The sequence below is a fragment of the Paenibacillus sp. FSL L8-0708 genome, from assembly GCF_038009325.1.
GTDB lineage: Bacteria > Bacillota > Bacilli > Paenibacillales > Paenibacillaceae > Paenibacillus_AQ > Paenibacillus_AQ odorifer.
Window position 1 is genome coordinate 6,323,264 of sequence record NZ_JBBPBC010000001.1, and the last position, 12,832, is coordinate 6,336,095.

12 protein-coding genes are annotated in these 12,832 nt (G+C 42.2%); all 12 read right to left on the bottom strand.

Features of this window, described 5'->3' with window-relative positions; all coding sequences use genetic code 11:
* Window positions 1-70: 70 nt before the first annotated feature.
* Window positions 71-2,644 (bottom strand): alpha-L-arabinofuranosidase C-terminal domain-containing protein, encoded by a 2,574-nt coding sequence (locus tag NYE58_RS29705; protein ID WP_179087485.1) that lies wholly within the window; start codon window positions 2,642-2,644, stop codon window positions 71-73.
* Window positions 2,645-3,114: 470 nt separating this feature from the next.
* A complete protein-coding gene (locus tag NYE58_RS29710) occupies window positions 3,115-3,810 on the bottom strand; it encodes an ABC transporter permease (protein WP_076103733.1) in 696 nt (231 codons plus the stop codon).
* Between the two features lie 50 nt (window positions 3,811-3,860).
* Window positions 3,861-4,637 carry an ABC transporter ATP-binding protein gene (locus tag NYE58_RS29715; RefSeq protein ID WP_341003741.1) on the bottom strand — a complete coding sequence of 259 codons (777 nt, stop codon included), beginning with the start codon at window positions 4,635-4,637 and terminating at the stop codon, window positions 3,861-3,863.
* Window positions 4,618-5,610: an ABC transporter substrate-binding protein gene (locus NYE58_RS29720; protein WP_143761954.1), complete on the bottom strand. Its 993-nt coding sequence runs from the start codon at window positions 5,608-5,610 to the stop codon at window positions 4,618-4,620. The genes NYE58_RS29715 and NYE58_RS29720 overlap by 20 nt, the downstream gene beginning before the upstream one ends.
* A gap of 236 nt (window positions 5,611-5,846) precedes the next feature.
* On the bottom strand, window positions 5,847-6,320 hold the full coding sequence (locus NYE58_RS29725) for a YhcH/YjgK/YiaL family protein (protein ID WP_341003744.1): 474 nt from the start codon (window positions 6,318-6,320) through the stop codon (window positions 5,847-5,849).
* 30 nt (window positions 6,321-6,350) lie between these two features.
* Complete coding sequence (locus tag NYE58_RS29730; protein WP_051491079.1) at window positions 6,351-7,205, bottom strand: MurR/RpiR family transcriptional regulator; 855 nt, start codon at window positions 7,203-7,205, stop codon at window positions 6,351-6,353.
* 23 nt (window positions 7,206-7,228) lie between these two features.
* Window positions 7,229-8,107, bottom strand: a complete 879-nt coding sequence (locus tag NYE58_RS29735) for an ROK family protein (RefSeq protein ID WP_076218766.1) — start codon at window positions 8,105-8,107, stop codon at window positions 7,229-7,231.
* 23 nt (window positions 8,108-8,130) lie between these two features.
* Entirely contained in the window at window positions 8,131-8,820 is a 690-nt protein-coding gene (locus NYE58_RS29740) for an N-acetylmannosamine-6-phosphate 2-epimerase (protein ID WP_076218767.1), read from the bottom strand.
* Window positions 8,821-8,844: 24 nt separating this feature from the next.
* Window positions 8,845-9,687: a carbohydrate ABC transporter permease gene (locus NYE58_RS29745; protein WP_081382492.1), complete on the bottom strand. Its 843-nt coding sequence runs from the start codon at window positions 9,685-9,687 to the stop codon at window positions 8,845-8,847.
* A gap of 13 nt (window positions 9,688-9,700) precedes the next feature.
* The gene (locus NYE58_RS29750; RefSeq protein WP_341003745.1) at window positions 9,701-10,576 is read right to left on the bottom strand and encodes a carbohydrate ABC transporter permease; all 876 of its coding nucleotides are present in this window, start codon (window positions 10,574-10,576) and stop codon (window positions 9,701-9,703) included.
* A 44-nt stretch (window positions 10,577-10,620) separates the two neighbouring features.
* A complete protein-coding gene (locus NYE58_RS29755) occupies window positions 10,621-12,042 on the bottom strand; it encodes an ABC transporter substrate-binding protein (RefSeq protein ID WP_341003747.1) in 1,422 nt (473 codons plus the stop codon).
* 148 nt (window positions 12,043-12,190) lie between these two features.
* Window positions 12,191-12,832 carry an SGNH/GDSL hydrolase family protein gene (locus NYE58_RS29760; protein ID WP_076129213.1) on the bottom strand — a complete coding sequence of 214 codons (642 nt, stop codon included), beginning with the start codon at window positions 12,830-12,832 and terminating at the stop codon, window positions 12,191-12,193.

The window sequence follows — 12,832 nt, forward strand, 5'->3', positions numbered from 1 at the left end:
AACCTCCCTCTTAAATTGAACAAATAAATGCTTGTTTATAGTGAAGGAGTGAACCTCCCTCCGTGACCGGCTATTTCCCCCCTTCCTTTAGTCTTAACACGGTCACGGAATATTTCGGGAATTCAAACTCCAGACTACCTTTGTCTACACTTACCTTTTGAGTTACAGGTGCCACCTTGTCAGGTTCAGCGAAGCTATTCTCAGCATTTAAATCGTCCGACTGAAGTACGGTAGCTGTTCCTTCCAGGCTTGATGTGGCAAGTCCGGTAAAAGAAACATCCGTGCGCTGAGCAGTGTCACCCGCATTAACGACTTTAACGATCAGCTCACCTGTGGCAAGATCACGGCTCGCAGTTTGGAACAGCGGCCCTGCTGGGCTTTCATCGTTCACCTCTTGTATAAGCTCATCGTCGAGATAGAGCCGGATATTAGCACCTGATAATTCAATGCGGATATCGTACAATTTCCCAGTCTCAATCCTTACAGGAACCGTTCTTCCGATGACTGCTCTTGTTCCACCTACTGATTTTTCAATCGCGCTCTGCGTATTTCCCCAGCCGCCAAGATTCCACCAATAGAAGTTGCCTTCATCTTTAGAGCCGAACATAATGAGCATACCTTCTGCTCCGCCAGTCTTTTTCGCCTTAAGAGAAAGTGTATAATCACTCCATGAAGCCTCACCGGCAACTGCACGAATATCAATATCATTAGAAGTCTGCTTAAAAGTACCCTTGGATTGTTCCCAGTCCCCATTGTTTAGAGTCCAAGCTCCGGAATCCTTCTTGAAATGATCTTCAAAAAGAACGTCATCACCTTTCGCTACTCGTACATCGCTGTACTCTACCTGGGTGGCCCAAGTCCCCAAACCAATTCCACCTTGAATGGATTGCTTACCGGAGGTTTCTTCTTGACCTAGAGCCACAAGTGAGGTTGGAAGAACTACATCCCCCTTATTGCTTCCGAACATCTGCTGCACATGATAAGAAGGTGTTCCGTAGCTAGTCGATGAATCAAACACAATAGCGTCCGGGTTCCAAGTACGATCCTTCGTATTCACAAACAACGGGGCATAAGAGGACATTTTTACGATATCAGAATTCCGTTCCATGCCCATCATAAAAGCGGCCTCGCCGATTGCAGCGTTCAGATTGCCTTCTCCGGCACCCTTGGTTACCGCATACTCACCAACATAAATCTCAGGACCACTCCGGTCATAAGTATCGTATCTGTTCGAGTTGCTGAGGAACCATTCAGAGGTTTCATAGTAATGCTCATCAACCATCTCGATAGGCTCACCTTCAACTGCCGCATTGGCAATGAGATGAATCTCTGGATACTTCTCTTTAATTGCTTTATAAAACAAGCCATAACGCTTAATATATTCACTCATCTGGAAATTGTTTTCGTTACCAATCTCTACATATTTCATATTAAAAGGCTCCGGATGACCATTGGCGGCTCTTTGTGCCCCCCATTTGCTAGTAACCGGTCCGTTTGCATATTCAATGGCGTCCAGCGCATCTTGTATCCATGGCTGAATTTCACTGACTGGAACGGTATTCTGCTTGGCTATAGGATCTCCGTTATGTGAAATCCCGATATAAGCTACATATAATGGTTCCGCTTTCAGATCTTCGGCCCATTGCAGATATTCGTGGAAGCCCAGCCCGTCTGAGGAGCGGTAATCCCAATATCCCTTATGACCGGGACGCGTTTCAATCGGACCAATGGTGTTCTTCCATTGATAAGCATCAGTTGGCGTTTTCCCTTCCACAAAACATCCCCCCGGAAAACGAACGAATGCGGGTTTCATCGCAGCTACCTTTTCAGCCAAATCGATGCGAAGCCCATTCTCCCTGTTGTTCCAAGTCTCAGGAAACAAAGACACCATATCGAGATAAACAGTCCCTACATTGGCAGCAGAGATTACAATTCGTGCGTTTGCTACAGTACCTGTAGAAGTCAGTGTGTATGTATATGGATGCCATCCTTCTTTTAACTTATCAACGGTCTGTTCAGCATATAGCTCTTTGCCATCTGGGCTCTCTAACGTTATACGCAGTGGCATATTGTCCCCTGGCTCTGGCCGCGCATAGAAAGACAACTTGTAACTGGCATCCTTCGTCAAAGCAATCCCCCAGTAACCATTATTCACAGCAGATACCGAACCACCCTCGGCAGCTGATGATACTGTTAAAGCCATTGCCTGGGTCTGAGCATCGTTCAAAAGCTTACTGCTGGTCAGAGCAAGCTTCCCTTTACTCCCTTCTTTTTCATCCATCCACCAATTAAACAGTGTGACCGAACTATCCTCAAAGGAACGATTGGAAATCAGCTCTGCATATAGCCCTCCATCTCCCGCATGATTAATCTCTTCGAAAAAGGCTCCGTACAACATCGGGCTGATCTTAGCTCCCGGATTCCCCGTATCCACAGTCAACGTATATGCGGTTCCACTACTTGTGTTAGCTGCTGTCGCCGTTGGAAGAGTTTCCTTTCCCGCTTCACCCGTTGCTTCTTTGGCAGACTCCTGAGACAGTGTTGCTGGGTTTTCGCCCTTAGAAGCCCAATAATACGTCAGCCCGCCAATCACAATCACGAAAATCAGCACCGTAAGCCATAGCTTCCGTCCATATTTATTCAAAGATAATTCCCTCCAACTTTTTATTAGCGTTTTCATTTTTATGAAGTGAACAGATCCTTCCATTCGTAATAACTTAAAATCATTTCACAAAACCTAAATGAATCCGTTTCCATTGATAAAATACCATACTAAAATCTGGTTGTAAATAAATTAAACTAAACCTTTTTATACTTTTATGAATATAATTTCCAATAGTTTTGCAAGAAATTAAGAAATTTATTAGTTTTTTTAAAACAAATTCCCTCTTTCCATCTCACCATCTTTATATTTTTCTAAAATAAACGGGGGTTTACAGCCCTAAGTAAGTTTAATTTTCATTTTTTTCTTCATTTATTTTACTGTTTTATTTTTCCATTCAAATAATAATGAAACTAAAATTAATTGTATTGCCCCCAAAAAATCATATAAAAAAAGCTCCCCCTTGCCTAAACTCAGGCAAAGGAAAGCTATAGTTCAATCTCCAACTAAATTTAGTTCCGCCACTTCATAAACTTGTAATCAAGAAAATCAACAAGCAAGAAGAGAATAAAACCGACCAAGCTGAACAACATAATTCCGGCATACATCTCCGGATAATCTAATCTTAACCACGCATCCATGATGAAAAATCCCATACCGTGCTCTGTTCCATAGATCTCCGTAAAAAACAGTACAGATATCGCCGTTCCAAGCGAAATACGAATCGTACTCAGAATTACTGACAATGCACCCGGCAGTGTCACATGCCAGAACTTCTGCACAGCGCTGGCACCTATACTAGTTAAGACATCATAGGTATTGTCCGGAATAGCCTTAACCCCATCCCTTACCGAAATGATGATCTGAAACAATAAAATCAGCATGATCATTAGGATTTTGGACGTCTCCCCAAGCCCGAAGAACAGCATCACTACTGGAAGCAGGGCAATTTTGGGAACAGGATACGTCAAGTAAACCACAGGGTCCAGCAGTTTGTTCCAGGTCAATGAACGTCCCATTAGAAGACCTATAAGCAGTCCAATAATTAACGCCAGTACCACACCTGCAAAAATTCTGAACAAGCTATACCCTACATTTATAGCAATATCCTGCGCCCCTAACTGAAACATCGCCTTATATACAGCAAAGGGACTTGGCAAAATCGAATGGTTCATAAGTAAAAATGCGATATACCAGACTACATTCATACAGACAAATACAAATAGCAGCCTTACTAGATGATGAAGTCGACGTTTGTTTACCATATCTCCTGCATTACCTTTCTAATCCGCTTAGTCTGCTCAAAGAAATCCACACTGTCCCGCTTATCCTCATGCTTCATATGAAACACCAAATGATTATCAATAATTTCAGGTGTAGTTTCTTTGTTGGACGGCATGACGATAATCTTTTGCCCCAGCAGAATCGCTTCTTCCACATCATGAGTGACAAATAATGTAGTCGTCGGGTTAGCCATCCAGTTCTCTAAAAAGAGGACCTGCAGCGTTTCCCTTGTTATCGCATCGAGTGCAGAGAATGGCTCGTCCAGCAACAGAATAGTAGGCAAAATGGCAAAAGCTCTGGCAATCGCTACTCTTTGCTGCTGGCCTCCACTGAGGGATAAGGGATAACGTTCTGCTAAATCAGAGATCCCCATCGACGAAAGCCACTGCTTAATCTGCGTCTCCCGTTCATGCTTGGATGAACTTGCCGTATGCGTAATCTTCATTGCGATTTGAATATTATCATGTACAGTCTTCCAAGGAAGAAGCCCGTAGTTCTGCGGCACCAGTCCAATTAACGTTTCTTTTTCGTGCACAGATTTCTCATTAAAAAGAATTTGTCCCTGATAACTAGGCAGCAAGCCCGCAATCGCCCGTAATAAAGTAGATTTCCCGCTGCCGGAGGGTCCGATAATGGTGTAGATCCCATGTTCCGGCAAAGATAAATCCACCTGACCTAAGGCTAATTGTCCGCTCTTATATTCTACTTTCAGATCCTTTATGGCGAGTCCTTTATTTCTTGAATTGGACATCAGAAATCACATCTTCAGCCGAGATATTTTTGCTGAGCAAACCTTTTTCCCGTGCCCAAGCAAATGCAGCCTCTACTTCCTTCACATCCACTTGATAAGCTGGTACATAATCCGGTACTTTGATCTCATCTTTTAATGTCTCTGGATATCCTACTTCTTTGATTACAAGATCGATATATTCAGATTGCTCATGGGATTTCATATAAGCTACTGCTTCATCATATGCAGCATACATACTGCGGATAGCTTCTGCTTTGGCATCAATTGCAGTTTGCGGGAAAGCTAATACGAACGGATTTACTCCCGCAGTTAGCGTTGAGCTCAGTACACGCAGGCCTGAGGTTTTGCCCATCGTTACAAAAGGTTCTGGCAAAATTGCCGCATCCGCCTTATTATTCTTAAGCAATTCTAAACGGGTCGGAATCTGTGGAACCTCTGTCACTGTAATATCAGCTTCGGTCAGACCTGCTTGTTTCAGCATCATGGCCACTGTATATTGTGTGGAGGTATTTTTGGACAAAATCACGGTTTTTCCCTTCAAATCCTTCACATCCTGAATCGATTCATTTCCAGTCAGTAAATCAAATTCCCCAAAAGTTGTACTGGTGATCTTCACATCCAGTCCAGCCTCATTGTAAATGGAGATCGCAACCAGGTCAGCACTTAGACCATCCAGCTTGCCTGCTTGAAAAGCTACATCCCGATCTTTGGCGCTTTTAAACGTCTGGATGTCCAGATCCACACCGTGGTTTTTATCGAAACCTTGTTCATGTGCGATGATAAAAGGAATAGCATCAATCGAGGGTAATAAACCGAGCGACAATGAGGTAACTTCTTTTGCAGCCTCTGGAGCAGCTCCCTCTGACGATTCTGTATTTGTATTATTTTTCGAACCACAACCGACTGCAAGTGCAGCGATGACAACAACCATAATAGATAACAACAACATTCTCTTTAGACCTTTATTCTTCATTTAACTCTCCTGCCTCCATTATTCTTTCTATAGTGTAATTCTCTGTAATATTCTTTGCTCACTCATAAATGTGCATGCAAAAAAATCCTTAAGCTCTACAAAAAAAGCTTTAGGCATGTTAAGTTTACCACCAATCTTTATATTTTGTATATTTATAAATTTAGATATAAGTAAATAGAAGCGACGCAAAAAAAGCTGACAGCGGAATGGTTCCGCTACCAGCCTCAATCTCTATGTTATGGAGTTAGTAGATTTGTATGGATTTTAATGACAGCTTTTTTAATCTGCTGCCCCGGTTGACCCATACCCGGTCTGTGAACATCATGAGGGAAAAAGACCGCGAACATTCCAGGCTTCAAAGATAACAATATTTCATCTGCTGATGGGGGATAAAGCGCATATTCTCCTTCGGCATCGTAAGGCTTAATGGGCTCGATCCCTTCTTGCAGGGGTGCCCAGCCAATCGTTTCTTCACCTTCGATCAGATAATGCACATCAATATAAGTCTCATGCTTCTCTGCGACTTGTTCCTCCAGCGATTTTGCCTCCAAAGCCATAATCGAAGCATACATTTCGTTCCCGCGGATTTCGATTCGCCCAAGTTCAGGATCATGTTGTAAGATTACTTTCAATTCCTCAATAGCCTCAACAATGACAGGATTCTCATACTTGATATGCTCTTCCCAAGATGACAAAGAACCTAAGATCATAACTTCCCATTCCCCTCACATCTTAATGTACTAGACCAGTTTCTCACTGACTGCTGAAGCTGTAGTTTCTTTATTGATTATGGATTGCTCACTAGTCTTCTTGAAATATTCTACATATAAAATATCAAGCAGATAGAGCTGCGATATCTTTGCAGATAATGAACCCCCTTGCAGCGGTCCTTCATTAGCACCACATAGCAGGGTCAGATCGGAGTACGAGGTTAACGGTGACTTTTCAAACCTGGTAATGGATATTACTTTGGCTCCTCGTTCCTTTGCTTTTCTCGCAACCTCAATGCTATCCTTGGTCGAGCCGGAATAAGAAATCACAACAGCGACATCCCGGTTAGACATCAACGCTGCCGACATCATCTGCAGATGTGAATCCATTAAACATTCCGTTTTGTTCGTAATGCGCATAAATTTAATCTTGGCTTCCATAGCTGTGACTAGAGAAGAGCCCACACCGAAAAACAATACACGTTCTGCATTAATCAAATACTCAATGGCCTCACTGATCTTCTGTATATCAATTAAATTATAGGTCTCGTTGAGTGCACTTACATTCGTGGTCAGCACTTTAGAAGCAACAGCTTCAATTGTATCATCCATCAGAATTTGATCGGTAAGCTGCGGGATCTCATTCTCCACAGTGATGCTATGTGCCAATGCGATCTTGAACTCTTGATACCCTTTATAACTTAAAGATTTGCAAAATCGAAATATACTTGATTCCCCAACATCACATGCATCTGCAAGATCAGTAATCGACATGTAGACTACACTTCTCGTATTCTCCAGTACGTAGTCCGCTACCTTCTTCTCCGTATTTGTCAAATTATTGTATTTAGAATGAATTGAAGAAAAAATACTGATTGTCCGCAAAAAAGCCCCTCCTTTTCAATAAATTAATGTACGAATAAGGAGGAAGCTCCCAGCAGACCTGCCTTATTCCCTAATGAGGCTTTAACAATTCTCACTCCCGCAAAGCTTTCCATAATCAAAGACTTCGTGCGCTCTTCTACCCTTCGAACCAAATCTTCTTGTTCCATTACGCCGCCACCAATAATAATCGCGGATGGATTGAAGATATGTGTGATAGAGGCTAAACCCACAGCCACTTCAGTAATCCATAGATCTAAAATACGTTCAAGCTGCTCATTTCCGCTCTGTATTTTATCAAATAAAGCTTTTCCGTCCGTGCATTCGGGATCTGCCAGCTTAGCCATCTTCACTAAAGCTGTAGTTGAAGCGTATTTCTCATAATACGGCAGTCCTTCTACTCCGGATGGGGCCGACAATGGGTGAGTAAAGATATGGCCAAATTCAGCCGCTACCCCATTAGCCCCTTTATAGATTTGGCGATTAATGACGATCGCACCGCCAATGCCTGTGCCAAAGGTTAGACATAAGAAATTGTTAAAGCTCTGAGCAGCTCCATAATAAGCTTCGCCTAATGCTGCTGAATTCACATCGTTCTCTACCATAACAGGTTTATGAAAATGATGGGTGACAATATCCTTAATTTTCATTCCAGTATATCTAGGTATATTTTCGTTAGCATAGACAATAAATCCTTCTTCTGCATTAACTTGGCCCGCGGTGCTTATGGCAATGGCATCAAAATGATCGTATTCTGCAATCTTTTCCAGCATTCTTGAGATTACATGGGGTCCCCCCAAGTAGCTTTCTGTTGCATACTCCTTGAAGTCATGTACATTCCCCTGTTTATCGCATATACACATCTTGGTATTGGTACCGCCAATATCTACGGCTACAATTCTCATTCCCATCTACCCTCTCTGGCGTTCTACTGAATAGCGTTCACAAACCGTTTCGTAATCTCCATCGGTCTCGTGATCGCAGAGCCAACCACTGCTGAATACACACCTAAATCAAACATGGTCTTTAATTCTTCAGGAGTGGAAACCCCACCTTCAGCTATAACGGGAACAGAGAAGTTGTTGACGATTTGTTGAACCAATTCAAAATCCGGCAAGTTGCGGCCTTTAGTAGCCTCTGTATAACCGCTCAAGGTAGTTCCTATCAGATCAAATCCCAGCTCAACAGCCTTCGCAGCTTCCGCAAATGTAGAACAATCCGCCATAAACAGTTGATCTTTATAGTTCTCTTTTAAAAGTGGAAAAAGTTCAGAAATAGTAGATCCGTCCGGGCGAATCCGGTCTGTAGCATCCATAGCAATGATATCTACCCCTTCGCGGTACAGCTCATCGACTTCCTTTTGAGTGGGTGTAATAAAGACTTCAGAGCCTTCATACACCTTTTTGATTATCCCAATGATCGGCAGATTCACTTGCTTTTTGATTTCTTGAATATCCGCTACGCTGTTTGCCCGAATTCCAGAAGCTCCGCCTAAGTAAGCAGCATAAGCCATTCTCCCCATAATAAACGGGCTATACAGCGGTTCTTCTGGTAAGGCTTGACTGGAGACGACTAGTTTATGTTTTATTTTTTTAAGTACATTATTTTCAGTATTCATCAGTAACCCACTCCACATTTTTATTTATTCTTTAACTGCTCCTGCCGTAATCCCATTGGTGAAGAACCGTTGGAATAACATGAACACTAGCAACATCGGAATTGCAGCGATGGTAGCTCCGGCCATTTTATAAGCGAAATTAGGATTCAAATCCTGCATTAAGGTCGCAGTACCAACCATTAATGTTTTCATTTTGTTCTCTTGGCCTATAACCAGCTGCCACAAATAATCATTCCAGACTTGCACGAAATTTAGAATAAATAAGGCTCCAATACCAGGTTTGACAATAGGCAACATGATGCGCGTGAAGATTCTCCATTCATTTGCACCATCTATTCTCCCGGCTTCTCTTAAGGCATTAGGGGTTAAATCGAAGAATCCCTTTAATAGGAACACTCCAAATGCACCCGCCACGTTCGGCCAAATCATACCGTTATAACTATTTACCATTCCAAATTGTTGGGTGATCCGGAATAAGGGCACAATCATAATTTCTTTAGGAATCATCAAACTTGATATAAAGATAATGAAGATTATATTTTTACCTTTAAAATTAATCTTTGAGAACGCATAGGCGGCCATAGAGCCTACAACAATAACCAAAATAGTAGAAATACCAGATACATAAATACTATTAAACGTCCATCTTAAAGCCGGCTGGTTCTGAAATACATCCACATAGTTGGAGAATGTAATCGATTTGGGCCACCAGTCTGGAGGCATCTTCACAACATCCGAGCTGTTCTTGAGTGAACTTGTGAATAACCAATATAGTGGAAAAAGATTAAGGAGTGCGAAGAGGATAATGATCACATTCGATATCACATCAAACTTCTCTCTCTTTTTCTTGTTTTTAATCTTCGACATGTTGTATTCCCCCTCACTTCACCTTAATCATGCTTCGTAGCTGTGGCACAGACAATATCAATGTAATCACGAACATGATAACCCCTACCGCAGAAGCTACACCGAGTTGGTTATATTTAAAGGCATTATTATAAAGGTAGTACATCAGCGTTACGGAGGAATTGTTCGGTCCGCCACCGGTCAATAACTGAATAACTACAAAGATTTTTAATACGGCAATAATATTGATAATCGTAATATAAGTTGTTGTAGGTCCTACCGAAGGAATCAGGATCTTTGTAATCACTTGCCATCTGCTAGCACCATCGATTTCTGCTGCTTCAAAAAGCTCTTTCGAGACACCAATCATCGCAGCTATATACAGAATAATTGCCTGGCCCACGTTAGTTGCGAAGGTTACAAATATCACGACTGGCAGAACCGTCTTTGGATTTCCCAGCAGATTAATCGTCCCTAGTCCCATGTCTTTATATAGATAAGAGATAAGTCCGTTAGCCGGATTCAGCAAAAAGCTCCAGACCATACTCATAACCACCATGGACACCATTACCGGGATATAATAACTTCCTCTAATAAAGGAAACGTACTTAGCATTCTTATCAAATACCGCAGAGGCTACGAACAATGCAAACCCCACTGTAAGTAGAACGATAAATATTACGAACACAACGGTGTTGATAGTAGCCTTAAAAAATACCGGATCATTAAACAATGTGGTGTAATTGGCAAAACCCACAAACTTCTCGCTGTCATAATTAATCTGGTATAGACTCAGCCGCATCCCTTCTAAGATCGGATAGACAAGAAAGGCTAAGAATACTATCATCTGAGGTAAAATAAACAGATAACCTGTAATATTCTCTCTTAGGTAATTACTACGTAGTTTCATATCGTTTACCTTTCTAATTAACAGCCCTAGAGTCTCTTCAGACCCTAAAGGCTGTCAATCGTGTATTGTTTATCTGGTCTTACTTTATTGGTCTCAATCACCTTGTTGCCACTTGCCTGATAATCTTGCACAAACTGTTCCGGTGTCTTAGCTCCCATGTAAAGTGCTTGTAGCTCTGGATATAAGACCTCTCTTAATTGGCTGTATCCTGGAACGTTGCCTGTGAAGTTGAACAAATATTTAGAGTTGGCATCGTAAGCTGCAAACAGTGGATTCTCCGCTTTAAGTGCTTCGGCTACAGAACTTCTTACAGGAATACCATTCTTAGAGGATTTAACTAACTCAGGATCGCTTGAGAAGAACTTCACGAAATCCTTAGCTACTTCAGTCTTCTTAGCATCTTTGGACTTGAATACACTAGCGCCTACTACATAAGTAAAGGATAGAGGATCTCCGCTTTCCGACGGAATATTAGCAAGTCTCATATCAAATTTCGCTGCCGTACCATCCGCCATATTAGCTTTCGTACCATTAAACAGAATCGGGTTAGTGAAACTGATCGCTAATTGCTGATTTTGGAACATAGCATTGGCATCATTAGAAGAAACAGATTCTGCGCCTGGATTTGTATATCCGCCGTCATATAGGTTTTTCAGCCAAGTTGCAGCTTTAACTCCGTTCTCATCATTCAGGACAATGTTGCCTTGATCATCAAAGAACTTATTGCCGAACATTCTCATATAGGCAAGGTTCCATGTATCGCCCTGATTATTTACAGCGAATAATGCCATTGGATATGCATTGGAATACTTATCCTTCGGCAGATTGTTTTTGAGACCCTCAAGAATTTGTTGATATTCATCTAAGTTCCAAGTTTTGATTTCGGATTCTTCACCCACAAACTTTTCTAAGCCTGCTGCTTTAAACATGTCCGCGTTGTAAACCAAGGTGCCTGGGTTGTGCTGGAATGGATAGAAATAAATATCTTCTCCGAACGTTACAGCGTCCCAGTAGTTTTGAGCAATATCGCTTTTCGCGTCTTCATCAATGATGTCGGTCAAAGGAACCAATGCTCCCCGGTGAACGTAATCCCCCATCGGGAATACACTCTCAAAGAACACATCTGGAGGTGTTCCTCCGCTTAAGTTAACATTAAGCAATTGATCGCGCTGATCTCCAGCAATGACCTCTATTTGAATATCTGCATCGTATTTATCATATTGTGCTTTGAATTTCTCAGCGGCGTGCTTTAGGAAGCTATCATAGTCCGCGCCTGCCTCCGTGGCATCCACAACACCCTTCCACTGTGGAGTCAGCCATACTCTGATCGCCACTTTTTCCTTCCCAGATGCAGAAGAATTATCGGATGTATTAGAACTCGCAGCATTGTTACCTGAGCAACCTGAAATTAAAGAAATAATCACCATTAGCGCAACCATTGCCGAGAGTAAACGTTTTTTCTTCATTTATAAACCTCCCTAAAAGTTTTGTGAGCATTATCTTCTCTGAATCGCTAGGTACAAAACTCGCTTCGAAAGCATACGCTTAAAGTTTTGTGAGCATTATCTTCTCTGAATCTCTTCGTACAAAACTCGCTTCGAAAGCATAGAACCTTTAATTTAAAATCCGTTTGGCATGGTATTGCACTAAATCGGCCATGCTGCGATGTCCTTGCGGATCAAGATGCATATAATCAATTTCATTCATCGATACATGGTCTCTGGAATCTACAAAGTGGATACCAGTTCCCGTTAGCAAAGCTGCAAGATGCTCAGCAAGCTCCATAGACTTCTCACTACATCCGCTACCCATTGGTTTGCCGATAGGGGTATGAATATACTCTGCTCCAATCGGAGGGGGCGCGATTACTAGAACCTCTGGAGCCTTCCCCTCAGGTCCTGCACCGCTACCTTTAGCTTTAAGAGCCAGTCTAACAATACCTTGTGCGATGTTATAAGAAGTTAATCCAAACCTTTCTTTGGTATCATTGGTCCCAAGCATGATCACAACCAAGTCTAATGGCGAATGTGACATCAGGCAGGGATAGATATAGGAAATTCCAGAAAGTCCTTCGAATAGAGGGTCCTCACTGACACTTGTTCTGCCGGGAAGCCCTTCTTCGATCATACGGTAGGCGTCACCCAATTCTGTATGAAGAATTCCCGTCCAACGAATATCATCCTTAAATCTGCGGTCTGTCTCTGCGTCGTAGCCCCAAGTATTAGAATCGCCAAAGCATACGATGGATTTCTTCAT